The sequence below is a fragment of the Kribbella sp. NPDC048928 genome (assembly GCF_043197975.1).
Classification (GTDB): domain Bacteria; phylum Actinomycetota; class Actinomycetes; order Propionibacteriales; family Kribbellaceae; genus Kribbella.
The window spans coordinates 373,750-400,527 of record NZ_JBICUC010000008.1 but is presented as its reverse complement, the minus strand read 5'-3'; the positions used below and the strand labels follow the sequence as shown (position 1 = coordinate 400,527).

Sequence of the window (26,778 nt, the reverse complement as noted above, 5' to 3'; positions counted from 1 at the left end):
CAGTCAACAAGTGGAGGGGACGGGGATGGACAACCCGGCCGCGCAACCCTGGGACGAGATCGTCCGCGCGCACAACGCCCGCGTGTACCACTTCGCGTACCGGCTCACCGGGAACCGGCACGACGCCGAGGACCTGACGCACGACGTCTTCATCCGGGTCTTCCGCTACCTGCCCACGTACCGCCCCAACACCTTCGAGGGCTGGCTGTACCGCATCACCGTGAACCTGTTCCTCGACCAGATCCGGCACCGCCGACGGATCCGCTTCGACGAACTCGGGCCCGAGCTGTCGAACCGGCTCGGCACCCGGGACCTCGATCCGGCGCGGCTGCTCGAGTACCGCACGCTCGACGACGACATCCGGAGCGCGCTGACCGAGCTGGACCCGCGGCTCCGGGCGGCCGTGGTGCTGCGAGACATCGACACGTTGTCGTACCAGCAGATCGCGGCGGTCCTCGGAGTGGAGATCGGTACAGTCAGCAGCAGGATCCATCGAGCACGAGCACACCTGCGAACCTCCCTGGCCCACCGGGCCCCGGCCGAGAGACAGGACGTCCACCGATGACCGACAGCGCCTCCCTCCAAGAGATCGCCGACCGCGTTTCCGAGCTCAGCCCGGCGGAACTCGACTGCGTGGACGCGTGGTGGCGAGCCAACAACTACCTGACCGTCGGGCAGATCTACTTGATGGCCAACCCGCTGCTGCGCGAGCCGCTGGCCGCCGAGCAGATCAAGCCGCGGCTGCTGGGACACTGGGGCACCAGCCCCGGCCTGTCGTTCATCTACGCGCACGCCTCCCGGCTGATCCGCGAGACCGGTCAGGAGATGCTGTATCTCGCCGGTCCCGGCCACGGCGGTCCCGCGCTGGTGGCGGCCGGGTATCTCGAGGGCACCTATACCGAGACGTACCCGGCGGTCACCACCGATGCCGACGGGATGAACCGGCTGTTCCGGCAGTTCTCCGCGCCGGGCGGCATCCCGAGCCACGTGTCGGTGACCACGCCGGGTTCGATCCACGAGGGCGGCGAGCTCGGCTACGTCCTCGTGCATGCGTTCGGCGCCGTGATGGACAACCCGGACCTGATCGCGCTGGCCGTCGTCGGCGACGGCGAGGCCGAGACGGGTCCGCTGGAGGGATCTTGGAAGGGCGTGTCCTTCCTCAACCCGTCCCGCGACGGCGCCGTCCTGCCGATCCTGCACCTTAACGGCGCCAAGATCGCCGGCCCGACCGTGCTCGGCCGCAAGGACCCGGCCGAGGTCCGCTCGCTGCTCGAAGGGCACGGGTACGACGTGATCGAGGTCGAGGGCGCCGACCTGCCGGGCATGCACCACCGGTTCGCCACGGCGCTCGCCCAGGCCTGGATCCGGATCCGCACGATCCAGGCCGCGGCGCGCGGCGGGGACTGGGACGGTACCCGGCCGCGCTGGCCGTTGATCGTGCTGCGTACGCCGAAGGGCTGGACCGGTCCGGAGACCGTCGACGGCGTGCAGATAGCCGGCACGTTCCGCGCCCACCAGGTCCCCCTCGCGTCAGTACGGGAGAACGCGGACCACCTGCGCCTGCTCGAGTCCTGGATGCGCTCGTACCGGCCCGACGAACTGTTCGACGCCGACGGATCGCCGACCGAGCTGGTCCGCCGGGCGAATCCGGACGGCCGGCTGCGGATGAGCGCGACACCGCACGCAAACGGCGGTCTGTTGACGCGTCCACTCGAGCTGCCGGACTACCGCCAATATGCCGTCGACGTGCCGACCCCGGGAGGCGTGCGGCTGGAGTCCACGCGCCGCCTCGGCGAGCTGCTCCGCGACCTGTATGTAGCCAACCCCGACCGGTTCCGGCTGTTCTGCCCGGACGAGACCAACAGCAACCGGCTCGGTGCCGTGTTCGAGGCGTCCGACCGCGGTTTCGCCGAGCAGGTGACCGATGCGGACGACAAGATCTCCCGCGACGGCCGGGTGATGGAGGTCCTGTCCGAGCACAACTGCCACGGCTGGCTGGAGGGCTACACGCTGACCGGCCGGCACGGGATGTTCGCGACGTACGAGGCGTTCGCGATGGTCAGCGCGTCCCAGACGATCCAGCACAGCAAGTGGCTGGAGGAGGCCGAGCACCTGCCCTGGCGGTCCCGCGTACCGAGCCTGAACATCCTGCTCACGTCCACCGCGTGGCGCAACGATCACAACGGATTCAGCCACCAGGGCCCGGGCCTGATCCAGAACGTGATCAGTACGCGCGGAACCATCAGCCGCGTGTACCTGCCGCCGGACGCCAACTGCCTGCTGTCGGTGGCCGACCACTGCCTACGGTCGACGTCCTACGTGAACCTGATCGTCATCGACAAGCAGCCGCAACTGCAGTACCTCACGATCGACGAGGCGACCGAGCACTGCGCCCGTGGGGCCGGCGTGTGGCAGTGGGCCGGTACCGACGACGGCTCCGCGGACCCCGATGTCGTGCTCGCGTGCGCCGGTGACATCGTCACGATGGAGACGGTCGCGGCCGCGCAGATCCTGCGCGAGCGGCTGCCGCAGTTCCGTACCCGGGTCGTCAACGTCGTCGACCTGATGTCGCTGGTCCGCCGTCGTGACCACCCGCACGGCATGGACGAGATCCTGTTCAAGGAACTCTTCACCGACCATGTCGACGTCGTCTTCGCCTTCCACGGCTACCCGGGCGCGGTCCACCAGATGGTCCACGGACGTCCGGACGCGGACCGCTTCCACGTTCGCGGCTTCATCGAGGAAGGCACGACCACGACCCCGTTCGACATGGTCGTACGGAACCAGGTCTCGCGTTATCACCTGGTGATGGACGCCCTCAACAACGCCCGCCGGACGCCACAAGGCGCGAGCGAACTGAAAGCCTGGTGCGAGTCCCGCCTGGCCGAGCACACGGAGTACATCGTGGCGAACCTCGAGGACCTGCCGGACCTGCGGGACTGGACCACAACCTCCGGAGTCAGGCGTTGAGGCGCTGCTCGGTGCTGGACGAGAAGAGGTGGAGCTTCTCCGGGTTCGGGGCGAGGTGGACCACGCTGCCCTTCTCGGCGTTCTGACGGGTGCTGATCCGGGCGATGATCTGCTGGTTGCCGGTGTGCTCGGCGGTCCCGTACAGGTACGCGTCCGAGCCGAGCTCCTCGACGACCGCGACGGTGACCGGTAGGCCCTCGTCCGCAAGGTGCAGCGCCTCCGGGCGAACCCCGATGGTCAGCGTCTTGTCGTCGCCTGCCTTGGCCAACAGAGATCGCTCGACCGGCACTAGATAGTCGCCGATCAGCGCGCCGGCGTCGGTGATCTTCGCCTCGATCAGGTTCATCGCCGGCGACCCCATGAAGCCCGCGACGAACTTGTTCCGCGGCCGGTCGTACAGATGCAGCGGTGTGTCGACCTGTTGCAGCAGGCCGTCCTTGAGGACGGCGACCCGGTCGCCCATCGTCATCGCCTCGACCTGATCATGTGTCACGTACACGGTGGTGACACCGAGTCGGTGCTGCAGCTCGGCGATCTGCGTACGGGTCTGAACGCGCAGCTTGGCGTCGAGGTTCGACAGCGGCTCGTCCATCAGGAACACCTGCGGGTCGCGGACGATCGCCCGGCCCATCGCAACACGCTGACGCTGACCACCGGACAGCGCCTTCGGCTTGCGGTCGAGGTACTCCTCCAGACCGAGCAGCTTCGCCGCCTCCATGACCCGCTTGGCCCGCTCGTCCTTGTGCAGGCCTTCCATCTTCAAAGCGAAGCCCATGTTGTCGGCCACGGACATGTGCGGGTACAGCGCGTAGTTCTGGAACACCATCGCGATGTCGCGGTCCTTCGGCGGCGCGTTCGTGACGTCCCGATCGCCGATGAAGATCGATCCTGCGTTGACCTCCTCGAGCCCCGCCAGCATCCGCAGCGCCGTCGACTTGCCGGAGCCCGACGGACCGACCAGCACCATGAACTCGCCGTCGGAGATGTCGAGATCGAGCTTGTCGACGGCCGGGACGTCGGTGCCCGGGTAGACCCGGGTGGCTGCCTTGAACGAGACAGTTGCCATGTCGCGCTTCCTTCCTTCACACGTCGATCGAGTGACCGTTCAGGTACTCGAGCCGGTTTCCCCAGGACTGCAGTACCTGCAGCACCAGGGGATGGGTCGCGGTTACCTGCAGGCGGCAGCGCGTCAGTTCGCAGTCGGAGCGGAGTTGGCCGAGGAACGTCGGGAGGCGAAGATCGCCGCTGACCTCGCTGACCTCGCAGAGATCCAGCCGGATCGCCTTGGCGAGCCGGCAGACGGCGAGCAGTTCGTCACGGATCACCCGGTCCGCGTCCCCGCCCAGTACGCCGCTGACCTGGATCGTGACGAGCCCGTCCTCGACCTCCAGCCGGACCTGGAACGGTCGCGCCCGCCATCGGCCAACCACGTACTCATGCCTCCTCGCACCGGGATCGTCGACAAGCACACCAAGATCGACCCGACCCCCGCATCAGGGACCACCCGAGCCCGGCGCCCAGTCCCCCAACCAGGTGGGCCGGCCGGATGAGCGCTACAGCTGTCGCCGGGACGTGATGCCGAGCTTCGCGAACACCTTCCCAAGGTGCCACTCGACCGTACGGGGGCTGATGAACAGCCGGTCGGCGATCTCCGCGTTCGACAGGCCCTCCCGGACCAGGCGGGCGATCTGCGTCTCCTGCGGCGTGAGCGTGGTCGACGCAGGTGTCGCGCCTTCGCGAACCCGTTCGCCGGCGGCACCGAGTTCACGCGCGGCGAGCGCAGCGAAAGTGACCATCCCCCGCTCTGTGAACATTGCGTGCGCGGTCCGCAACTCGTGGCGTGCATCGTTGCGCCGGCCGCGGCGTCGCAGCCATTCTCCGTAATACAGGTGGGCACGAGCCAGTTCACCGTGGATTCGGGTACGTCCGAGTCGCGCGATCGCCTCCTGGAAGCCCTGCTCGGCGGTGTCGTCATCCGCCAGCATCGCGCGGCAGCCCGCGGTTACACCCAGCGCCCAGTCGGTGCCAGTGGCCTCCGTCATGCTCGTCAACCGCGCCAACGCCTTGGCGCCCGTCTCGTGCCGGCCGGCGTGGGCGGCGGCCGTGACCAACTCGGCCAAGGAGCACAGGGTGACGTACCCCATCTCGCGCTCCGACTCGGTCGCCTCCAGCCCCGCCGTCACCGCCTCCTGGTAGTTGCCCAGGCTGTTCGCCAACAGGGCACGCAACCATCCGACAGCGATCAGCGTAACGCCCTCACCGCGCTTGGTCGCATCGTCAACCATCGCGGCGAGCCCATCCTCGGCCTCCTGGACACGTCCGCGCCAGACCGCCAGCAGCAGTCCTCCGTACGGGGCGTCATAGATGCCTGTCGCCTGTCGGACGGCGTCGAAGTCCTCCATCAACGACTCCGCGGCAGACAGCTCTCCCTGCACGATCAGGTTGACGATCCGCATCGTCAGCGCGATCGGCAGCGCGGCGCGACTCTCGTCCCGCGACCGCTGCTCGTAGCGGCGGCTGATCACTCCCCAGGCCTCGTCGTCCCACAGGTCCACCGCGATCGAGCCGGCGAACCACTCCAGCAGCAAGCCGAACTCGCCGGTCGGCGCCGTGACACAGAACTCGGCGACGGCCTTCTTCAGAACAGCAGCTGCGGCCGGGTAGCCCTGGCCGTAGCGGACGGCGAGACCCTCGATCAGCAGGTCAACTGGCGTCTCCGGCCCGGGCCGGGGTGAATTGTGTGCGGCTTCGGCCAGCTCGCGCAGCGTGAGCCCAGGCGCATGGTCGGCGAGGAACCAGCTCGCGCGGATGGCCTCCAGATGGGTGCGGCGCGCAGTCTCCGCATCGATCGACTCAAGCCGCGTGGCCGCCTGGAAGAGCGACTCGGTCGCGTCCCGACCGCGCCCGAGAGCGAAAGCGCTCCGCGCGTACAACACGTCGGCCTGAGCCTTCTCGCGGGCGTCCAAGGGGCTGGCCTCGGCCAGCGCGATCAGGCGCGGCGCCGCCGCCGGCAGACCACCTTCGTACGTCGCGTGCGCTGCCGCGAGCAGCCGCTGCCCACGCCGCTTCGCGTCCGGAGTCAGCCCGGCGGCACGTTCCAGAAAGGCCGCCGCGGCGGCCGCTGCACCGCGGGCCTGCACACGCCGGGCACGCTCCTCCAACTCGGCGGCGATGGCTTCGTCAGGTACGTCGACGGCCGCGGCGCGATGCCAGGCTCGCCGATCGGGGTCCGTGACCGGATCGGTCACCTCGCCCAGAGCCCAGTGCGCGCGGCGGCGTTCCTCGCTCGTGGCGGCGCCGTAGATCGCCGACCGCAGCAACGGATGCCGGAAGCGCACCCGCGGGCCGAAGTCCACAAACCGCTCGGCGGCCTCATGTGACGCCGCTTCGGCATCGACCGCAATTCCGAGGCCGTCGACCGCGCGCCACACCAGCGCCGGATCGCCGACCGGTTCGGCCGCCGCGACCAGCAAGACATGCCGGGTCGTGGGCGACAGCGTGGCGAACTGGCGCAGAAAGCTCTCCTCGATGCGACCCGGCAGGACGACCGGCCCGAACGTGCCGAATCCGCCCTCCAGCTCGGCCCGGGTGAAGCCGCGGGGCAGCTCGAGCAGCGCGAGTGGGTTGCCGTGGCTCTCGGCCACCACCCGATCGAGGACCCGCTGATCCGCCGGCCCGGGGTAGGCCGATTCGAGCATCGCCCGGGCCTGGTCGTCGGACAGTCCTCCGACCCACGCCTCGGGGAGACCGTTCAGTTCGGCGACCTCGCTACCGGTCGCGGGCTCGCGGACGGCGAAGATCATCGCGACGGACTCGGCGCGCAGCCGGCGCGCCACGAAGCCCAGGACCTGTGCCGAGGCCCGGTCCAACCACTGCGCGTCGTCGACCAGACACAGCAACGGCCGGTCGCGTGCTGCTTCACCGAGCAGACCCAGGACAGCCAGACCGACCACGAACCGGTCCGGCGGCTTGCCGGGGGCCAGGCCGAACACCGTCCGCAGAGCGTCCTGCTGCGGTGCCGGCAGCGCCTTGAGTGCCTTCAGTGCAGTCGGGGTTGTCGGCGCCGTCGGGGTTGTCGGGGACTCGAGTACGGGAGCACACACCTGGTGCAGGCCCGCGAAGCCCAGCTCCTGCTCGGATTCCACACCGCCGGCTCGCACCGTCCGCCAACCGGAAGCCCGCGCGACCACGTACTCGAGCAGGGCTGTCTTGCCGATTCCTGCCTCGCCGCGAAGGACCAGAGCCCGGCTCTCCCCCGACCCGACGTCATCGACGAGCCGGTCGAGCAGATCGCATTCGTCCCGCCGGAACTGCATGGCAGACCTAGCGTCTCGGATCGGACGTCGACCTGTCCGCCATTGCCTGACCTCCAGCGCTCCACCGGCAACCTTTCGGAGCATCCTAATCTGGCGTACAGGTGCCGCGCAGCACGCTCCGCTCCCGGGGTTCCCGGGCCGACTCCGCCAATGCCGCTCGCGGGCCGACCTTCCCGATGCGCTCCACGAGGAGATCACCTGGCGACCTGCCGGAGTCGGCCAGCTCCGCCAGTTCCTCCAGCTCCGCGGCCAACGCGACCGGTGCCCGGTCCGTGGCGATCTGCAGGCACCGACGGGTCGCCTCCGCGAGCCTCGGATCGCTCAAGCCGTCACGGGCCGCCTCGGTCCACAGCGCACCAGTGCCCTCGGTGGCCTCGGCTGCGAGGTCGGCAGCAATCGGGTCGTCCATCAAGGTCGCCGTGACCGCGGCGACGGCCGGCCACCATCGCTGCGGGGTCGCGTCCAGGAATCGCAGTTCCAGATAGCCGCGCAGGCGCACCGGCGGGAACAGGGTGGTGAGGTGCAGATCGAGGTCCAGCACTGTGGGGAGCCGGCGGTCCAGCAATACGTCTCCACGCGCCCACTGCTCGAAGGTCACCTCATGACGGACAACGGCGCGTTCGTCGTGCTCGGTAGCCACGAACATCACCGGCGCGCCGAGCGCGAACGCCACCGCCGCCATCGCGGGGTCCGTTGCGTTCGCCAAGGACCTCACATCGAGCACGGGGCCGGCGCGTCGCCGGTCGAGCCCGAGCCAGGTTCGTTGCCGCGCCGACTTCCAACCGGTCGATCGCCCATGCAACCACGGCGAGTTCGCCGAGATCGCCAGCAGCACAGGCCCCAGCCGGTGCGCGTGAGCGACCCGCTGCGCCCAGCCCCGCCGTGGGCCGGCCTCGAGGTTCACCTGCAGAGCGGCCGTCGAGTTCATCGCGACGACACCGCAGCCGGCCGGGTCGGTCGCCGCGAAGTACTCCTCCATCGCGCGGTACCGTCCGCTCGGGTTCGTCCGGTACGACGGTCGCAACGGATCAGTCCCCGCGGGAACCAGTCCAATGCCGAGACCAGCCGTCACGGCCCGCACACGATCGACGTCGGCGCGTAGAGCGGTGATCGCCTCGGCACTCGAGGCGTGCGGCGGACCGGACAGCTCGAGCTGCCCACCTGGCTCCCGACTCACCGAACTGGTTCCGGCGGCGGCGCGGACCTCGGCAGGCAGCGGGTCGAGCGCCCCCCAGTCGACCGGCCGAACAATGTTGTCCAGGTCAACTACATGGCTCTCCAGTTCCAGCCCGATCGCTCCCACAGTCGAATCGGTCAACGCCGATCGCCAGACGTACTCACAGGCTTCCGGCACCGAGAGCGGCCGACTGTCATCGCCGGTTTCGGTCCCGGTCGACTCAGGTCGTGTGACCACGGTTCCTCCCATGGTTGAGAACCCGACGGACGAGACGTCTCCGCCGCTGCGAGACCGAGGCTGCAGCACGCGTCCCCGCATCGCATCCGGGTCACCCGGGTTGGCACCCCAGTGGACTCTTCGGCGCGGTTCATTCGGCTAACGGCAGGCTTACCGATCGGCGGATACCGGTGGCGGCCGGGTGTTTCGAACCTACTGTCGATCCGTTCAATCCTTTCCTGTCGGAGGAATCATCATGCGCAAGACGTTCGTCCGTTCCCTGCCACCGTTGCTGGCGGTCGCTGCCGCGGCCACCGGCGGCGCCGGGATCGCCAATGCTCAGGCACCGGCCCCGGCCGGTCGTACGCAGGTCGTTGGTCATGTCTACGAAGCGACCAACTCGCCGGCCGGCAACGCCGTTCAGACCTTCGATCGACTGCGGGACGGGCAATTGCGCCCCGGCAGCGCGGTCGCTACCGGTGGTCTCGGGCTCGGCGCCTCGCTGGCATCACAGAACGCGCTGGTCCGTAAGGGCGATCAGCTGTTCGTCGTCAACGCCGGCGACGACACCATCTCGACCCTGGCGATCACCCGCCGAGGCCTCGTGAAGCGCGACGTCGAACCGTCCGGCGGCGACCGGCCGGTCAGCGTCACGGTGCACGGGAACACCGTCTACGTTCTCAACCAGGGCAGCGCAACCATCAGTGCACTGCGCGTCGGCCCGGACGGCCGGCTGAGCCCGCTTCCGCACTCGACCAGGCAGCTCAGCAAGGTCGGTGACACCGACTCGGCGGCCGCGCAGGTCTCGTTCACGCCGGACGGACGTCAGCTCGTCGTTACGCACAAGGGCGATCAGACCATCGACACGTTCACCGTCTACGGCCGGTACGCGGGGCACGCCGTCGCGCATCACTCCGCCGGCTCGACGCCGTACGGCTTCGACTTCGATCGGCGTGGCAACGCGATCGTCTCCGAGGCAGGCCCGAGCGCGGTCTCCTCGTACGCCGTCCGCTTCGGCCGGCTGCGCACGATCAGCCCGTCCGTGAGCGACACCCAGGCCGCCGCATGCTGGCTCGTCACCACCCGGGATGGTCGTTATGCCTTTACGGTCAACGCCGCGAGCTCCACGATCTCGTCGTACCGCATCGGCTCCGACGGGCGTCTCTCCTTGCTCGCGGCTGTCGCCGCTCCGACCACCGGTGGCGGCACGGACGCAGCGCTCAGCCCAGACAACAAGACGCTTCAGGTTCGGCTGGGCAACGGCGACGTTGCTTCGTACGCCGTGGGGCACGACGGCAGCCTGACGCGTCTGCAGGACACTTCAGGTACCGCGACGAGCGGAACTGCGGGCCTGGCAACCGACTGAACCAACCAGCGGTCGGACTCGTCACGGGGGTCACTCGGACGCCAGTACAACCCCCGGGTTGGGTTCGAGCGTGATGGAGTCAAGGTTCACGTTGCCGTTGTCGGTCGGTCCGAAGGCGAAGGTGAGTGGGGTGGACGGGCTGGACGTAAGGCTGGCTTGGGCATCCGACCAGGTGTCCCAGTTCGCCAGCTTCGGTAGCTGGAGCTGAACGGACTGCGACCCACTCGTGAGTGTCATGGTTTGCGCTGTGCTCATGGCGTTCGCGTAGCGGAGCTTGACGGTGTAGAGACCGTCGGCAGCAACCGGCGCGTTGAACTGGACACCGCTGCCCTTCGTCTTCAAGCAGGCCACGAAGCCGGTGCCGGTGTAGCCCTTGTGATCGGTACGCAGACACGCGCGGCCGATCAGCTGGGCAGACTCGGCCTCGATCGTGCGAGGTCCGTCCACGAGCACTCGAGCCGCAGCGAGTAGGTCCTCGCTGACCTCAGGTGCGATCGGTCCGGCCACCACCAGGGCATCGAACCGGTTGAGTGCGTCGCGCATGGCCGCAGGGTCATGCGCGACGGCTGCTCGGATCGCGGCCTCGAGCTCTGCGGCAAGTCTGCCCGGCAACGCGGCATCGATGCCCCCGGAATCGACCCCACGCCGCACCTTCAACAGCAGCGAGAAGAGCCCTTGCGGTGCACCGAGCCGGACGGTCAGTCGTTCGTCGATCGCAGTACTGGCCGGTGCCGTCACCTCGTCGAGAGGCAGCTTGTACAAGGCCAGCCGGACGTCCTGAAGGGCGAGCAGGCGCCCGGTCGTATCGCCATCGCGGAGTTCAGTGTCGGCCCGACGGATCGCGGGTTCCAGCTGCCGCGCAGCAGCTGGCGTGAGCTCTCCGGTCCGGCGCAATTGCCCGACGAGGTCGAGTAACGACTGCGCTTGCTTCACGAACACCGGTCGGCCGTGCTCCCCCACGGAGATCCTGAAATCCCGATCGGGCACCTCGACGGCAGGCAGCGTCCACTCGACGGTCCGCGCACCGCCGCCTCCCGCGACGCGGATGATCCGTACGTCGGTGGCAGCGCGACCGTCGACGTACGCCTGGACCGGGAACCCGCCGACCGTACTCCCCGAGTTGGTGATCGACGTCTTTACCACAACCTGCTGTGTGGCCGGACCGAGCGCAGCCGTCGTCGCGCCGTACGTCGGCCGCGGCTCGACGTACCACTGCAGCTTGCCGAGATCCGCGGCAGTCGCGGGCCGGAGCTTGACCGCCTGACCGCCACCGCCGACGAGCGACACGGACAGCTTGGTCGACGACCTGACGAGGACGCTCTTGATCTCGATCGGCAGCGGATTGCCCTTCCAGGTGGTGTCCTGGGCGTCCGCGTAGATCTCGGCCACGAAGGTGCCGTGGGCAAGGAACGACAGCGGCACCCGAAGGTTCCGGTCGTTCTCGTCGGTGAGTGCACCGACGTACCAGGTGTTCCCGCTCCGCCGGGCCGTCGTGACGTAGTCCCCGATCGCCGTGTCCAGGACATGGGACTCGTCCCAACTCGTCGGCATGTCCTTGAGATAGCCGAATCCAGGGTGCGCGGCGTAGTTCTCCGGGGTGTCGGCGAGCATCTGCATCGGACTGAAGAACGTCGGGTACAGCGCGAGCTGCGCGGCCGAGGTGGTCTGGACGCGGGTTCCGAGCCGGGCCGGGTCCCAGGTGACGTTCAGGACGCCGGGCGTGTAGTCGGCGGGTCCTCCCATGAACCGGGTGAACGGGAGGATCGTGGCCTGCGCCGGCGGGTTGCCGTTGACGCCCATGTAGTTCTGCTGCTCCATGCCGGCGACGCCTTCACCCGTCATCATGTTCGGGTACGTGCGTGCCAGGCCGGTCGGCTTGATCGCCTCGTGCGCGTCCAGCGTGATGTGGTGCCGGGCCGCCGCGTCGATCACCCGCTGGTAGTGGCGAACGGCCTCCTGGTCGTAATGGCTGCGGTTGACACCACCGAGCAGGAACTTGGTGGCATAGCCGGTCTTCACGGCATGGATCCCGAGCTCCTCGTACCGCGAGAAGATCCGTTCCAGGTTCTGGTCGTAGTAGTCGACATCGCCGCGCGTCTCGTTGTGGGCGATGTAGCCGATGCCGTTCGCGGCGGCGTACCGCAGCACCTCGGGGAGGTCGAAATCGGCCTGCGGCGTGGTGAAGTCCTGGCCCGACCAGGCGCCGCCGGCGTTGGTGTTCCAGCCCTCGGCCAGTACGAACTTGGCGCCGGCCCGCTTCGCCAGGTCGATGTACTCCTTGACGCGGGCGGTGGTCGCACCGTGCTGCGGACCGGCGGTCCAGGTGGTGGCGCGGCGCTGGAGCTCCCACCAGACACCCACGTACGTAGCAGGCTTGATCCAGGAGGTGTCAGCGCAGATCGCGCAGGGATCGTTGAGGTTCTCGGTCAGGTGGGACTCGGCCAGGTCGCCGGGACGGTCGCCGACGGTCAGCGTGCGCCAGGGCGTCGAGAACTCGCCGCTCAGCTTGGCCTTCGTCCCGTCGGGGAGAGCGATCAGCTCGCTGGTGAACCGGCCCGGCTGCCCGGGCACCGACTTGAGCGTCATGCTCGGGTAGTCGGTCAGGTCCGCCTCGTGCACGACCACATACGAGTCGGAGGCCGGTGAGGCGGTGAGCGGCGTCTGCGCGGTCGCCACGGTGGACAGCGGCTGATCGCGGTAGTGCTGCTCGTCGGCGGTCCAGTTCGTACCGGCCGCGAGCGACCAGCTCCGCGCGTCGGGATCGAGGGCGAACTCGGTTCGCTCGGCCGTCACCGTGTAGTCGTCGAGGCCGGGCTGGTCCGGGAAGTGATAGCGGAAGCCGATGCCGTCGTCGAACACCCTGAACACCAGGTCGAGCTTGAACTCGGTACCGGGCTGGACCGCGTGCACGGTCAGCTCGTTGGCATGGTTGCGGACCACGCTCGACGTTCCCCAGACCGGCTTCCAGGTCTCGTCGATCGTCCGGCGATCCACCGACGCGATCTCCATGCCTTCGGTAAGGCTCGGCCGGCCGGCGAGATCCAGGCCGAGCCCAGACGCACCGACCAGAGCCTTGTGGTTTTTCGTCACGCCGTAGGTGAGACGTCCGTCGACAGCCGCGATCACGACCTGCAGCTTCCCGTCCGGCGACGCAACGACCTCGGCACCGTCAGCGACGACGCCGGCCAGTCCGCTCAGAGCCGGCTCCTCGCCTCGAGCCGGGACCACGACGACCATCCCGGAGACCAGTACGGCGGCGGCCATCGCGAGCAATGTCCTCGTCCCACGTGCACGGCTCATGCGCGTCTCCCCTGCTCGGCTCGGACCAGCCAAGTTATCGATCACATTGAGCAGGTAGCTAACCCCGTCCGAGATGTACTGTCAACGGCTCACCTGCCACGCCCGAAACGCGACCGGTCCCGCCACCCAACAGGTGACGGGACCGGTCGCCGACTCATCCCTAGCTCGTCGGGTGCGGGTCCTCCAGAACTTTGAGGGTGCTGAGGATCGGGTCGCGCTGGCCGGTGTTTCCGATCAGCTCGACCTTCAGGTCGCCGCCCGCGTGCTCGACCGTTGCGGTGTGTACGTCGGCAGTGAGCCTGCCCGCGGCGCCTTGGACATCGTGGTCGTACAGCACCGGCTTGCCGTCCACCACCACGTCGAACGTACGGCTGCCGGCCTTGACGTTGTCGAGCTCGGCGAAGCCCAGCCCGATGATGTAGTGGCCGGCGGGCGCGTTCTTGAACACGTACGAGAACGTCTTGCCGGTCCGCTGGGTGCGGAACAGCTCGTCGTCCTCGGTGCCCGCGATGTTCGCGCCGGTGCTCTTGGCCGTACCGCCGATGTGACCCCACGTGCGGTTCGACAGCGCCTGGTCCGCGGACCAGGTGAAGCCGGTGGAGTCGGTGAGCGCCCTGCCTCCGACGTTCACCCCCACCCAGTAGGCCGAGGCCGCGAGGGTGGCCGGTACGAGTTGTGCCGGCTGCCGCCCGTCGTTCGACGACACGAGGACATCGCCGACGAGCAGACCGGGATCGGTTCCCGCCGTACCGGCTGTTGCCGTGACGGTCGTGGACTCGCCGACGGCGAGTTCGACCGGGGCCTGCGCCGCGTCGCCGGTCAGGGCGAGCCAGGGCAGGTCGGTCGCCTCACCAGTGCCGCGCGCCCGTTCCGCGACCGACACCGACAGCGGCGCCGATCCGGTGTTGGTCACGACGAACTTCGTCTGCGCCGTCTGATTCGGGCCGAGATGCCAGTCCAGCTTCTCGGTCGAGATCTTCGCGACGCCGGTACTGAGCCCGACAGCACGCGTCTCCGCCTGCCCGCTCTGTGTGAAGGTCACTGTGTCCGTGTGCGTGACGTAGTTCGGCGCGGACACGTCCATCGTGTGCGCACCGAGCAGCATCTGGGCCTTCCAGAGTCCCTTCTCGTTGGTGGTGACCGTGCGGGTGCCGCCGTCCGGAGCGGTGAGCTTCACGGTCGCGCCGGAGATCGGCTTGGCGTCGTTGGTGTCGGTGACGACGCCCTCGAGCGTGCCGGAGGCCGGCAGCGTGTACTCCAGCCCCATGCCCGCAGTCAGCGACGGCGTGTCGAAGGAGTGCACGAGCGCCGGGGCGCCGTTCATCCCCTCGATGCCTATCGTTGCCGAGGAGCCCTTCGTCAGCGGGTTCTCGCCGCCGACCCCGTCGCCGTACCCGATCTGGATCCGGCCGTCCTTGACGAGCGTGACCGAGAAGCTGACCCGCTGATCCGGCGCGTCCTCGAACGTGACGTTGCGGTACTCGATGATCTGCGCGTCCAGCCCGTCCACCTTGGTCACGCCGATGTAGATGCCCGCGTCGGCGTCGACGTTCAGGTAGTCCCAGAACGGGTAGATCGCGTCAGCTCCCCTCCCGATCGTCGGCAGGTTGGTGTTGTCCCCGCCGACCCGGTTCCGGTCAAAGGTGAGCATGCCCGTCGGCGCGACACACACCCCGTCCCAGGTCGTGTCGTAGAAGGGGAAGTCGAACCCGAACCACAGCACGCCACAGGTGAAGCTGCCGGTCCACGGGGTCCGCGTGGTGCCCTGCCGGTACAGCCCTGTCGTGACCGCCTTCGTGTACGAACGGCCGGCAGGAGCGACCTGGACCGCCGGATCCGCGGGAGGCGGATCGTCCTGGCCCGGCCAGACCTCGGTACCGCGAGTGTCGTGAGTGACGCGCAGCGAGGCGACAGTCGGTGCTCGCATTCCCCGGTTGCCCTTGAGGGCCACCGTCAGCGGGCCACCGGCGTGGTCGATGACGGCGGTGTGCACGTCCGAGACGCGAGGTCCGACCGTACGGGCAATGTCGTAGGCGTACTGCGTCACCTTTCCGTCGACGAGAACATCGAAGACCCGTCGGCCGGCGTCGACGTTCTCGATCTCTGCGAAGCCGAGATCGACGACGTACTTGCCCTTGGGGGCATTACCGAAGACGTAGCTCAGGTCCTGGTCGCGCGTGCTGCGCTGGGTCTGGAAGAGGGTGTCATTGGCAGTACCCTCAATCCTCGCCTTGGTGGATGCTGTCGTGGTCCTCCCCTGGTAACCCCAGGCAGAGTCCTTGCGGTACGCCTGATCCTTCGACCAGGTGAATCCGGCATCGTCGGTGAACGATGAGCCGCCGGCGTTCACGCCGACCTGGTAGTCGGTCGTCGTGAGTGTGACCGGGACGTACTTCTTCGACTGACCGCCGGTGTCCGAGGTGACCACGATGTCGGCGCCGAGAACTCCCGGCTTCAGGTCGTCGGCAGACACCGACACCTTGACGGTCGTCGACTGGCCCGGTGCGAGCGTGCCGCCCGTACTGGACAACGACAGCCAGGGCAGGTCGGTGACCAGGTCGTCCTCGACGTCGACCAGCAGGACCTGGTCCGAGATCTGGTCGGTGGCCCACAGCGCGCCGGTGACGTCGGTGGCGAGACCGCCGCCCTGGTTCGCCTTCGTGTTCGGGAACCACCAGGCGTTCACCAGCGAGCAGTCCTTGGGGTCGATCTGCAGAAGGCGGCTCTTGGACGAGGCCCGGTCGGTGTACCAGATGGTGTCCGATGCCTCGTTGTACGCCAGGCCCATCACCTGCGGCAGCGGCGGCGCGCAGTACGACAGCATCTGACCCGGCGTCGCGTGCGACGTACCCGCGATCGTCCCGATCAGACCGTTGCTCCGGCCACCTACATAGAAGACGTCACGATTGGCGTCGTAAGCGAGCCCTGTCAGCTGGACCGTTGACCAGTCGCCCTTGACCTGCCGGGTCTCCTTACCGGTCTGGCGGTCGAAGCAGTGGATGTAGCTCTTCGGGCTGTCCTCCATCTGGCACATGTCGCCGGTGAGTGTGTCGAACGCCATGTCGAACGCCTTGTAGTCGGGGTTCCACGACGCCGGAAGTACCTTGCCGGTGTTGTGGCCCTTCACGGTGTACGCGGTGTTGGTCTCCGCGTCGTAGTCGTGAACCCAGACGTTGCCGTCGTACCCGAGGCCTGTCGGTTCGCTCTGGACGCCAGGCGTCGGATTGAAGCTGGTGATCACGTCTCCGCCGGAGAGCGTGCCGACCGGGATCGTGGCGTCCGGCTTCGTTCCGGCCGTCTTCGCGTCAGCGCTGTCGGTGGCCGACGGCTTGTACGTGCCCGCTGCTGCGGCCACGTTCCAGTCCTTGAGGTCGATGGAGCTCTGCGCACCCTTGGCCGTGTTCGTGACGACGTTCTGGCCGTCGAGCTCGACGTGCCGGCCCATTTCGCCGAGGTTGAATGTCATCGGAGCCGAGCCGGAGTTCGTCACGGTCAAGGACCCGACACCGCTCTGGTCGGTTCCGAGCACGGCATCCAGCCCGTCGGTGGCCACGTCGGCGACACCGGTCGCGAGTTGTGCCTCGACCTTGGCCGACGCGTACAGCTTGTCGAGCGAGAACTTGTAGCTCCCGGACTGGTAGTTCGGTGCCGCGACGGACAGCGTGTAGTCGCCGGTCGCCAACTGGCGGTGGAAGGATCCGGTGGAGTCGGTGGTGAGGTTCTCGACGACGCCCTTCGCGTTCGCGATCGAGACCTGCGCACCGGCCACCGGCAACTTGTCGTTCTTGTCGAGCACCTTGGTGTCGAGGAAGCCGAAGTCCGGCAGGTCGTAGGTGACGACGAGCCCGTCGTGGAGCACGGGTGCCTCGTTCGAGAATCCGATCCCGTTCACCCCGTCGGGTCCTTGGATGCCGGTGACGACCGTGGAACCGGCGCTGATCGGGCCGTTCGCACCGACGCCGTCGCCGTAGCCGACGATCACCGTTCCCGAGCGCGTGAACGTGACCGAGAAGCTGACCTGGGCATGCACACCGGAGCCGTCCGGCGCGGTGACGGTCGCGTCGCGGTACTCGATCACGAACGCGTCCTCGCCGTTGACCTTGGTGCTCGCCGTGTAGACGCCGCCCTCGTCGAAGTCGAGCGGCCGGCCGGTGTAGAAGGGCATCACAGCGCGTCCGACGTCCCCCGGCACCGCCGTCTCGTCGGGAGTGATCAGACCGCGCTTGCCCACCTTGAGAGCACTGAACGAGCCGTCGTAGAACGCCACCGGGAACGGCAACGCCACGTCGGCCCAGACGCCACTCGGGAAGGTGACCTTGTCAGTACCTCGCCGGTAGTCCCCTTCGGTCACAGCACAGCTGTAACCGCCGTTGTCCACCACGAGCTTGACCGAAACGGTCAGCGACTCTTCGCCGTCGACCTCGAGCGCGGCGCTGGTCGGTGAGAAGCAGGCGTTCGGACGTACGTCGACGGTGTAGTTGCCCACCGGTACGTCGGCGACCGTGAACGTGCCGTCGTCGCCGGAGCGGACCGCCGCCAATGGTGTGTCCTGCAAAGTGACGTCCGCGTTCGGTACGGGACCTCCGTCGGCCGTGACCACCTTGCCGGTCACGCGGTACTTCAGCGCGGCCGTGAGAACCGCATTCACGTTGGCGCTGCCGTCGACCGCGATCGTGGTCTTCGCCGTGGCCTGCAGGTAGCCGAACGCGGTCGTCGTGACGTCGTAGTCGCCCGCGAGGATCTGCAGCGAGTACGTCCCGTTCGTGCCGGTCGTCGCGGTGCGCGAGTGCGTGCCCTTCGCCGCGACGGTTGCGCCGGCGATCGGAGCACCGTCGGTGTTGGTGACCGTACCGGTCAAGGTCCCGGCGCCGCCTGCGGCGACCCCGGCGTTGACCAGCGCGAGAGCGTCGAGTTTGCCCTCGCCCCAGGTCGCGTTGTCGTCCGCGGTGCCGCCGCACGTGGTGTCGTCGACGTCGTGCGCGGTCTCGTCGAGCAGGGCCCTGGTGCTCTCGATGTCACCCACGAGCGCCGGAACGGCCGACCACAGCAGCGCGACTGCGCCCGCGAGATGCGGCGCGGCCATCGACGTACCGTCCTTGGCGGCGTAGCTGCCGTCTCCCATCGCCGACCGGATGTTGACGCCGGGCGCTGCGATGTTGGGCTTGAGCTCACCGTCCTGGCCGGGGCCGCGGGACGAGAAGCCGGCGATGGCTCCGTCCTCGCTGTACGCACCGGTCGAGTAGGTGAGCGTCCGCGAACCGGGAGTGCCCGCGGTCTGGCACTCCGGCCCGGAGTTGCCGTTGGACCATGCGGAGAAGATTCCCGCGGCATCCCAGGCCGCGATGATGTCCTCCATGAACGGCTCGGTGCTCGGGGAGTTCGAACCCCACGAGTTGTTGATGATCTGCGGCCGCTTGGCCGGGTCCGGCGCGCTGCCGTCCGTTGCCGTCGGCGCGAGTAGCCACTGCGCGGAGGCGATCATGTCCACGTCGGTGCACGAATCGCAGCCGTTGGCAGCGATCCACTGCGCCCCGGGCGCGACACCGATCTGGTTGCCCTCGCCGCCGTCACCGACCATCGTGCCCATCGTGTGGGAGCCGTGGTCGTTGTGGTCGCACGGACCGCTGCCGTCGGGGCAGGCACCGTCGACGTCGAAGAAGTTGTAGTTGTCGTCGAACGTGCCGGTGGCCTGATCGAACCCACGATAGGCATTCCGGAGCGCTTCGTGGCCGCCGTCCACGCCGGTGTCGAGGTTCGCGACGGTGATGCCCTGCCCGGTGATCCCGGTGGCCCAGACGTCGTCGGCGTTGATGGCGCGGACACCCCACTCGGGGCCTGCTTCGGCCGCGCCGGCCTTCGGCGTCGCCTTCTCAGGAGTGGGAACCGGCTTGTCCAGCGTGAACTCCGCCGGCTTGATGATCGCTGTGACGGCCGGCTGCGCGGCGATGTCGGTGGCGAGGCCGGCCGTACCGTCCTCGACCAGGATCGCGTTCGTCACCCAGTACGTCTTGTAGTGGGCGCCCTTCTTGTCGAGCTCGGCGATCACGTCGGACTGCGCCGCCTTGGCGGACTTCTGCAGCGCGTCGTAGACGTACTGGCCACGGGCAGCCCAGTCGCCGATCTGCTGCGCCTCGGAGAGATCCGTCTTGCCGGAGAACCGGATCCAGAAGTCGGTCTTGGCGGTGGTGGCCAACGACTGCCGCAGCTTCGGCTCGATCTTCTCGGCGGGCTTGACCGGATCGGCGGCGGCCTGGTTCGCGCTCGCGGCGGCCGGTGTCGGTGGCGAGGCACCGACAGTCAAGCCGACCGCCACGGCCATCGACAGTAGGGCGGGAAGAAGCTTCATGCGGGGTCCTTAGAGAGGTTGGTAGCGGTCCCGCTGCTGGGGGTCGGGTCCGTTGTCGTCGGCGTCGCGGTCCTGCTCCACAGGGGGATCCAGCGGCGTGTCCGCGGCGGAGCCGGTCTCGTCACCTGGGGGTTGGGGCTGGTCACCTGTGGGCCGGTCACCCATGCGCTGTCCCGGTGGCTTCGATCATGCCGTCATGCTCCGCGATCGGCCGGATGCTAGCTATCCAGCGGATGCGTCAAAGATCATGACTCGTCGGCCGGGCCGCTCTCTTCAGTGAGTACTCCGGCCTCGACGGCGGCCACCGCCAGCGCGGTCCGCGAGGTCACCTTGAGCTTGCGCATCGCGGAGCGCAGCTGCTGGTCCACGGTCGCCGGAGACTTCGTCAGGATCCGGGCGATCTCGCGGTTGGTCTTGCCGGCCGCGACCCACCGGACCACTTCGAGCTCGCGCGGCGAGAGCTCGTCGCCGTACCCGCGACGGCCTCCCCTCCACAGTCGCGGCATCTCCGCGCCGTGGTCGCGGAGGCGCTGTGCAACGCGGTCGGCATCACCGCGAGCGCCGAGCCGGAACAGCGGCTCGTAGATCTCGCCCAACAGGTCCCGACCCTCAGTGCCCCGGTCCGAAGCGAGGAGCGCTTCGGCCTGGTATTCGCGGGCGAGCAAGGCTTCGTACGGCCGCGGCAGTTCGTCCCAGGCCTGCGCAGTACGCGCCCAGCCGGCCGATGCTCCCTCGTGGTCGCCGGCCGCGGCCGCCAGTTGCGCCACGCAGGCCGCGAGCGCTGCGTGCGGCGCGGGCGCGCGCCGACCGTCCAGGCCGCGGGCGAAGCGCTGGGTGAGATCAGTTGCCTGATCCACCTGTCCGGCGGCGATGTGCGCGGCGACCCGGGCCGGCGCGAGATCGGTCGCCCAGACCCAGACTTCCTTGGTCCGAACGGTTTCTATCGGTTGCTGGGTGATCCGCAAGGCCCGATCGCTGTCGCCGTCCGCGAGCCACAGCCGCGCCAGCGCCGCAGCCGCCTCCATGGTGTCGTCGACCGCGCCGAGCCGGGCGGCCTCGTCCAGTACCAGCTGGAACTGCTCCTCCGCGACCCGACGCCTGCCGGCCGCCGCGGCCAGACGCGCCGTCAGCCGGATGCTCGCCAGGTAGATGCTCGGTCGATCCTGATCCGCCTCGGCCAAGGCGGTGGCGCGCTCGGCCAGGCCTTCCCACTGGCCGGAGAACCAGTCGAGGTTGGCCAGCTCTAGAAGGACGTTGTAGCGCAACCGCGAGGCCTGCTCGGCCTCCGCGAGGTCGAGCGCGACGGTCAGGTGGTGCTGAGCCTCGGGGTAGCGGCCCCAGACCAGCGCACCCGTGCCGATGTTGGCGTTGATCCGCGCCAGGTCGAACCGTTCCGCGGACGTCGCGCCTTGCGTGGGCAGCCCGGACACCAGGTCCCAGGCTGCCTCTTCGCCGAGCATCAGCAGTGCCGCGACGCGGTTCCCGGCCAACGACAACCGGTCCGCCGGCTGGTCGATCTTGGGAGCGAGTTCGGCGGCGCGTTCGAGCCAGTGCAGGTGCGTCGAGGCGGGCCACGGTCCGGCGTACGCCCAGCCCAGGAACGTCATCGCCTTGGCCGCTTCGACCGGGTCGTGATCGAGGTCGGTCACCGATCGCTCGAGCTCGGTGAGGGCTGCCTGCGCCTCGCCCAGGTTGATCAGCAACCGGCCGAGCGGGTTTCGGATCTCAGCCTGTTGACGAGCGGTGAGATCGGCCGAGTCGAGCACCTCGCGCAGGGTCCGGACCACCCGGCCGTGCACCTCGTCGACCGAGTCCCGGCGGCCCAGTGCTGCCACCGCGGCGGTTCGGGCGACGCGTGCTGTGTCCGGTGCGGGAAGCCGCGCGGTCGACAACAGGTCGTCGAGGAGTACGACCGCTGTGGTGTGGTCACCGGAGGCCAGCGCGCGCTGCGCCGCCTGCTCGGCGTACTGCATCCAGGGGCCGGTCTCCCCCGCTTCGCGGAAATGGCGGGCGAGCTGGGCGACGGGCGGCGAATCGAGGTCCTCGAGCGCTCGGCCGGCCCGGAGGTGAAGGAACCGGCGCTCGGTGCGGGGAATCGTCTCGTACACCGCAGCGGCCGCCAGCATGTGCCGGAATCGCCAGCGGGCCGCGTCGTCGCCGATCACCATGCCGGCCTCGTACGCCTCGGTGATGCCCGACCGGCACTCCTCGGCGGCCACGTCCGCGGTCACCGCCAATGTGCTTTCGGTGGACGGTTCGGCGAGGGTCGCCAGCGCTTGGAGCGCCGAGCGCGCGGCCGGTGACAGCCGTCCGACGCGTTCCCGCGTCGAGTCCCGGACGGTGGGTGGCACCTGTAGCTCGCGGAGACTCAGCCGCACCCATTGCCCGTCGCGGAAGACCAGATCCGCGCGGTCGCAGAGCAGCCGTACCGACTCCTCCACGGCCAGCGGGACGCCCTCGGTCCGCTCGTGAAGGAATGAGCTGAACTCCGCCGACATCGGCTTTCCGTCGAGCATCGACGACACGAGCGCGGCGGTCTGGTCCTCGTCGAGCGGCGTCAACGCCACCCGCAACTGCGTGACGCCCGCGGGCAGCCGGGACGACAGCCGCAGTAGCAGCGACTGGTCGTCGACCTCCTCGGGCCGGTACGTGACTACGAGGTTCGGACCGCCGTTCTGCTGTCGTGAGGTGAGGAACAGCAGGAACTCGAGGGTCACCTCGTCTGCCCAATGCGCATCCTCGACCACCAGCAGGTCCAGGTGCAGCGCCCGGAGCAGCTCGGCCAGTGCTCGGAACAGGCGATGCCTGGCCGCCTTGGCATCCTCGAGCGGCTCCAGGGCTGGCGGGAGGTCGGCGGACCACTCGGGGAACAGCGGTCGTAGCGCGCCGGTCAGGTCGGTGAGTCCGATATCGGCCACCGATTGGTGGGTTCCGAGGAACGCGTCGACGATCGGACCCAGCGTCAGCGACTCCCGAAGTGGCGGGCAGACCGCCATCAGAACCTGGCGTTCGCGATGCGGGACCTCGGCCGTCCACTCCTGCAGCAGACGACTCTTCCCGATGCCTGCCTCGCCCTCTACCAGCACGACAGCCGGCGCCTGGGCCAGTGCGCCGGTGAGGGCGGCGAGCTCCCGGCTGCGCCCGACGAACGCCGGTGTCGTCACGGTCGGCGGACTTCCGTCGGCAGCAGACGTCACGGGAACCATGCGTGATGATGATCCGCCAATCACCCTCCGCGCAACCGATTGCCCGTCGCCGTCCGGCGGCACGCACCGGCCGCGCGGTCGCCATCTCGAGGTGCTATGGCGTTGGGGTGCCGGATGGGGCTGGGGTGTCTGAGGGCTTTGGGGTTGGCGTGGGGGTGGGGGTTTCCGAGGTGGGAGTCGACGACGGTGTGGGCGACGTGGAGGACTTGGTCGGCGTCGGGCTCGGGGTTGTGCTAGGTGAGGTGGTCGGTGACGGCGGCGTGGTTGTCGGTGTGGCCGACGGCGTGCTGGGTGTGGCGCTCGGCAGGCTCGCGGACGGCGCGGTCGGTGTGTTCTGCGTCGTCTCGTTGACCGGGCCGGGCTGGGTCTGCTCCGTCGTCGGCTCGGTCGTGCTCGCGCTCGGCGTACCGGTGGTCTTGCTCGGCTGCGGGCCGACGTCGACGGTCGGCGGCTGGTCGTCCCCGGCGTGCCGCAGGGCAAGGCCCGCCCCGACCACAGCGGCGAGGACCAGCGCGGCAGCGGCAGCGATCATCGCCGTCCGGCGCCGGGCCGGCTGATCGCCGGCGGGTGCTCCGGCCGCCGGTCCAGCTGGTGGTTCAGCAGGTGCGTCCGGGCCAGCTCCGCTGGGGAGCGGGGCCGTGGGGAACAACTCGGCGGCGCCTCGCATCTCCGTGAGCTGCGCCGCAGTCGGCCGCTCCCAGGGCGCCTTCGCCAGCATGCGCAGGAGCAGCGCCTCGTACGGGCCGGCCAGCTCCGGATCCAGCTCACTCGGCGGAACCGGATCTGCATCGACATGCTGATAGAGCACGGCAGCCGGATGGTCTCCGACGAACGGCGGCCGACCGGTCACCAGCTGGTACAGCACGCAGCCCAGCGCGTACACGTCCGCTTCCGGACCTGCCTGCAGACCTCGCGCACGCTCGGGCGCGAGGTAGGGCGGACTGCCCAGAATCTCACCGGTGACCGTCAGCTCGTTCGCCTCGGCGCCGGCCATCTGGGCGATCCCGAAGTCGGCGACCTTCACGGTGCCGTCCGCCGCGACCATCAGGTTGCTGGGCTTGATGTCGCGATGGACGACGTCCTGCGCGTGCGCGACCGCCAGCCCGGCGGCGGCCTGCTCGACGATCGTGACCGCCCGGTCCCACGGCAGCGAACCGCTCTCGGCCAGCTCGGCGCCGACCGAGCGGCCCTCGACCAGCTCCATCACCAGGTAGTACGTGTCGTCGTACTGGCCGAAGTCGTACACGGCCACGATGTGCGGATCGCTCAGCCGCGCGGCCGCCCGCGCCTCGCGCCGGAACCGCTCGGCCGCCGACGTGTCCTCGCCGGATCCGAGCATCAGCTTGACCGCGACCTCACGCCCGAGCGACTCGTCCCGGGCGCGGAACACCTCCCCCATCCCGCCACGTCCCAAGGACGCGCCCAACCGGTACCGCTCCGCGATCAGCATCCATCCCCCGTACCCACACGACCACCAGCCCACGCCACTCCAGCAAACTGCCAGCTTATCTCCTGGCTCAACTGCCGGGCGGCGTGGGCTCGGGTGTCAGATGGGCAACGGGTCGTAGTTGGCGCCGAACGGAGCGTCAGGCCGCTCGAACTCGCCGAGCAATGCACGCCGCAGCGGCGTGGTGCGCTCGAGGAACTCGGGGTCGTTGCCGAACCGGTCCGCCATCCGGACCCACGGCGGGCTGTAGACGTAGTGCGTCGTGAAGCGGTCGTAGTCGCCGTCGTGGCGGAAGGTGCGGTGCCACACGCCGTTGTGGAACACCAGCGCAGCCCCGGCCTCGGCGCAGATCACATGCCCGATCGGCACATCGCCCTTGCTTTTGCGCACCGAGTCGGGCAACGGAACCCGCGAGCGGTGGCTGCCGGGGATCAGCTCCATGTTGCCCATCCCGGGCACAGTCTGATCGGTGAGCAGGTAGGACACCCGGAGCTGAATCAGTGGAACCGGGTACCCGAGCTCCTTGAAGTCGAACGCGGACGAGCCGTCCTGGTGCCAGCCGCCGTTGCCCGCATGCGCCGGCTGCATCGTGTTCCAGCCGGCCTGCAGCACGAAGCGGTCCCCGAGCAGACCCTGCACCTTCGGAAGCACGTCGGGGTGGTCGATCAGCCGCTCGAGCACCGGCTCGTTCTCGTAGGTCCGGCCGATCTGCCCGAACTCACGGTCGCGGTCCTGGTGCAGCCGCTGCGAGACGTCGTACGCCTCCGCGGCCTCGTCCTTGCTCAGGACGTTCGGGATGATGAAGTAGCCCCACGATTCGAAGATGAAGCGATCGGTCTCGGTCAGCTGACCTTTGTCGACGACGGGATCGAGCATCGATGTGTCCCCTTGTCCCTGGTGGGTAAACCGGTTAATTCTCACCCGCACCCCGCCGCCGATAAAGAGCCAACCGCCACAGATTGGCCCCCCTCAGCCAGGTCAGCCGCAGTGGCCGGCTCGTCGTCGCCGCTCAGGCGGGGTCCGGGTGGACACCGGTCAGGGCGGCGGTCTGCTCCCAGAGGCGGGCGCGCAGTGCCTGGTCCTGGGCGCGCGGGTCGATCCGGGCCGGACCGACTCCGCGGAAGAATTCGCCGTACTTCCGGGGACCGTAGTAGTCGCCGCCGCGGACGTCGGGTGCGGTCGCCGCGTACAGGATCGGCAGAGTGCCCTCGGGCACCGATTGGGAGAGGGCCTTCGTCAGCGCGTTCAGCGGTCTCGCGAGCGCGCCGAGGCCCTGGTTGCGCGCACCGGCCGCGCCGAGTTCGGTGCCGGTGAAGCCCGGGTGTGCGGCGACGCTCAGCACCGGCGAGCCCTCGGCGGCGAGGCGTTCCTGCAGTTCCAGGGCGAACATCAGCACGGCCAGCTTCGACTGCGAGTAGGCGTACGCCATCCGGAACCGCCGGCGCTCGAAGTTCAGGTCCTCGACGTCGAAGCCCTTCCCGCGCTGCGCGATGCTGGACACGGTCACGACGCGCGCGGACTTCCCGGCCCGCAGCGCCGGCATCAGCAGCCACGTCAGCGCGACGTGCCCCAGATAGTTCGTGGCGAGGATCGACTCGTGCCCGTCGACGGTCCGTTCCAACCGGCCTGCCGGGATGCCCGCGTTGTCGATCAGCAGGTCGACGCGGCCACCCGTACGATCCTCGATCTTCGCCGCGGCCGCCCGTACGGAGGCCTGGTCGGCGAGGTCGAGCAGGACGAGCTCGCCGCCGACCGCCGCCGCGGCGCGCTCACCGCGTTCCCGCGACCGGCAGGCAAGCAGGACCCGTGCTCCCTTCGCGGCCAGAACCGTCGCCGCCCGCAACCCAAGCCCCGAGTTCGCCCCGGTAACCACAACCGTACGGCCGCTCTGATCCGCGATGTCCCCGTCGCCCCAGTCCGCCATTGCACAAATCCGCTCAGTGTTGGGAGGTGCTGGCGGCCACGGCGAGGCTGTCGACGAAGTCGTTCATCTTGTCGCCGGAGTGGCCCTTGACCCACTGGAAGGCGACGTCACCGCGGTCGGTCACCAGCTCGACGAGTGGCTCCCACAGATCGCGGTTGGCGACCGGCTTCTTCGCGGAGGTGAGCCAGCCGCGGTCGAGCCAGCCCCGGTACCAGCGGTCGCGGAAGCAGTTGACGACGTACGTCGAGTCCGAGACCACGAGCAGCGGGCCGTCGATCGTCCGGACGGCCTCGAGCGCGGCCCGGATCTCCATCCGCTGATTCGTGGACGGGACCTCGTTGCCGGCGGCGTACTCGGTCGTGGACAGCGCCCAGGCCCAGCCTCCGGGACCGGGATTGCCGGAGCAGGCGCCGTCGGTGTAGACCGAGCGGGCACCGACCGGGACAGTCATGTCGGCTGGACGGGGACGGCGAGCGCGAGTAGTAGGCATCAGGGCGCAACAGTACTCGG

General features: G+C 69.0%; 14 protein-coding genes. 3 read left to right on the top strand and 11 right to left on the bottom strand.

Annotated features, from left to right (window positions below; translation table 11 throughout):
* The first annotated feature begins 10 nt into the window (after positions 1-10).
* Entirely contained in the window at positions 11-565 is a 555-nt protein-coding gene (locus ACGFI6_RS32515; RefSeq protein WP_393125389.1) for a sigma-70 family RNA polymerase sigma factor, read from the top strand.
* Positions 562-2,970, top strand: a complete 2,409-nt coding sequence (locus ACGFI6_RS32510; RefSeq protein WP_393125387.1) for a phosphoketolase — start codon at positions 562-564, stop codon at positions 2,968-2,970. Before ACGFI6_RS32515 ends, ACGFI6_RS32510 begins: the two co-directional genes overlap by 4 nt.
* On the opposite strand, the gene ACGFI6_RS32505 is transcribed toward ACGFI6_RS32510, so the two are convergent.
* From ACGFI6_RS32505 to ACGFI6_RS32490, 4 genes are all read right to left on the bottom strand, one after another.
* Positions 2,960-4,036, bottom strand: a complete 1,077-nt coding sequence (locus ACGFI6_RS32505; protein ID WP_393125385.1) for an ABC transporter ATP-binding protein — start codon at positions 4,034-4,036, stop codon at positions 2,960-2,962. The genes ACGFI6_RS32510 and ACGFI6_RS32505 overlap by 11 nt on opposite strands.
* A gap of 16 nt (positions 4,037-4,052) precedes the next feature.
* Positions 4,053-4,400 (bottom strand): hypothetical protein, encoded by a 348-nt coding sequence (locus ACGFI6_RS32500; RefSeq protein WP_393125383.1) that lies wholly within the window; start codon positions 4,398-4,400, stop codon positions 4,053-4,055.
* Between the two features lie 123 nt (positions 4,401-4,523).
* The gene (locus ACGFI6_RS32495) at positions 4,524-7,286 is read right to left on the bottom strand and encodes an AAA family ATPase (protein WP_393125381.1); all 2,763 of its coding nucleotides are present in this window, start codon (positions 7,284-7,286) and stop codon (positions 4,524-4,526) included.
* A gap of 85 nt (positions 7,287-7,371) precedes the next feature.
* Positions 7,372-8,700 (bottom strand): glutamate-cysteine ligase family protein, encoded by a 1,329-nt coding sequence (locus tag ACGFI6_RS32490; protein ID WP_393125379.1) that lies wholly within the window; start codon positions 8,698-8,700, stop codon positions 7,372-7,374.
* Between the two features lie 235 nt (positions 8,701-8,935).
* On the opposite strand from ACGFI6_RS32490, the gene ACGFI6_RS32485 reads away from it, so the two are divergent.
* Positions 8,936-10,045 (top strand): lactonase family protein, encoded by a 1,110-nt coding sequence (locus ACGFI6_RS32485; protein WP_393125377.1) that lies wholly within the window; start codon positions 8,936-8,938, stop codon positions 10,043-10,045.
* Between the two features lie 30 nt (positions 10,046-10,075).
* On the opposite strand, the gene ACGFI6_RS32480 is transcribed toward ACGFI6_RS32485, so the two are convergent.
* From ACGFI6_RS32480 to ACGFI6_RS32450, 7 genes are all read right to left on the bottom strand, one after another.
* Entirely contained in the window at positions 10,076-13,345 is a 3,270-nt protein-coding gene (locus tag ACGFI6_RS32480) for a glycoside hydrolase family 97 catalytic domain-containing protein (RefSeq protein ID WP_393125375.1), read from the bottom strand.
* 160 nt (positions 13,346-13,505) lie between these two features.
* Positions 13,506-19,691 carry a carboxypeptidase regulatory-like domain-containing protein gene (locus tag ACGFI6_RS32475; protein ID WP_393125373.1) on the bottom strand — a complete coding sequence of 2,062 codons (6,186 nt, stop codon included), beginning with the start codon at positions 19,689-19,691 and terminating at the stop codon, positions 13,506-13,508.
* Positions 19,692-19,936: 245 nt separating this feature from the next.
* Positions 19,937-22,897, bottom strand: coding sequence for an AAA family ATPase (locus tag ACGFI6_RS32470; protein ID WP_393125371.1), 2,961 nt, complete (start codon positions 22,895-22,897; stop codon positions 19,937-19,939).
* A gap of 94 nt (positions 22,898-22,991) precedes the next feature.
* Positions 22,992-24,347, bottom strand: coding sequence for a serine/threonine-protein kinase (locus ACGFI6_RS32465; RefSeq protein ID WP_393125369.1), 1,356 nt, complete (start codon positions 24,345-24,347; stop codon positions 22,992-22,994).
* A 96-nt stretch (positions 24,348-24,443) separates the two neighbouring features.
* Positions 24,444-25,220 carry a phytanoyl-CoA dioxygenase family protein gene (locus ACGFI6_RS32460; protein ID WP_393125367.1) on the bottom strand — a complete coding sequence of 259 codons (777 nt, stop codon included), beginning with the start codon at positions 25,218-25,220 and terminating at the stop codon, positions 24,444-24,446.
* Between the two features lie 133 nt (positions 25,221-25,353).
* Positions 25,354-26,268, bottom strand: a complete 915-nt coding sequence (locus ACGFI6_RS32455) for an SDR family NAD(P)-dependent oxidoreductase (RefSeq protein WP_393125365.1) — start codon at positions 26,266-26,268, stop codon at positions 25,354-25,356.
* 13 nt (positions 26,269-26,281) lie between these two features.
* Positions 26,282-26,719 (bottom strand): ribonuclease H, encoded by a 438-nt coding sequence (locus ACGFI6_RS32450; RefSeq protein WP_393125363.1) that lies wholly within the window; start codon positions 26,717-26,719, stop codon positions 26,282-26,284.
* Positions 26,720-26,778 lie beyond the last annotated feature (59 nt).

Bases quoted from the DNA above. Each gene is read 5' to 3' on its own strand.
- ACGFI6_RS32510 (WP_393125387.1), top strand. From the start codon at position 562: ATGACCGACAGCGCCTCCCTCCAAGAGATCGCCGACCGCGTTTCCGAG.
- ACGFI6_RS32505 (WP_393125385.1), bottom strand. From the start codon at position 4,036: ATGGCAACTGTCTCGTTCAAGGCAGCCACCCGGGTCTACCCGGGCACC.
- ACGFI6_RS32495 (WP_393125381.1), bottom strand. From the start codon at position 7,286: ATGCAGTTCCGGCGGGACGAATGCGATCTGCTCGACCGGCTCGTCGAT.
- ACGFI6_RS32485 (WP_393125377.1), top strand. From the start codon at position 8,936: ATGCGCAAGACGTTCGTCCGTTCCCTGCCACCGTTGCTGGCGGTCGCT.
- ACGFI6_RS32480 (WP_393125375.1), bottom strand. From the start codon at position 13,345: ATGAGCCGTGCACGTGGGACGAGGACATTGCTCGCGATGGCCGCCGCC.
- ACGFI6_RS32475 (WP_393125373.1), bottom strand. From the start codon at position 19,691: ATGAAGCTTCTTCCCGCCCTACTGTCGATGGCCGTGGCGGTCGGCTTG.
- ACGFI6_RS32470 (WP_393125371.1), bottom strand. From the start codon at position 22,897: ATGGTTCCCGTGACGTCTGCTGCCGACGGAAGTCCGCCGACCGTGACG.
- ACGFI6_RS32465 (WP_393125369.1), bottom strand. From the start codon at position 24,347: ATGCTGATCGCGGAGCGGTACCGGTTGGGCGCGTCCTTGGGACGTGGC.
- ACGFI6_RS32460 (WP_393125367.1), bottom strand. From the start codon at position 25,220: ATGCTCGATCCCGTCGTCGACAAAGGTCAGCTGACCGAGACCGATCGC.
- ACGFI6_RS32455 (WP_393125365.1), bottom strand. From the start codon at position 26,268: ATGGCGGACTGGGGCGACGGGGACATCGCGGATCAGAGCGGCCGTACG.
- ACGFI6_RS32450 (WP_393125363.1), bottom strand. From the start codon at position 26,719: ATGACTGTCCCGGTCGGTGCCCGCTCGGTCTACACCGACGGCGCCTGC.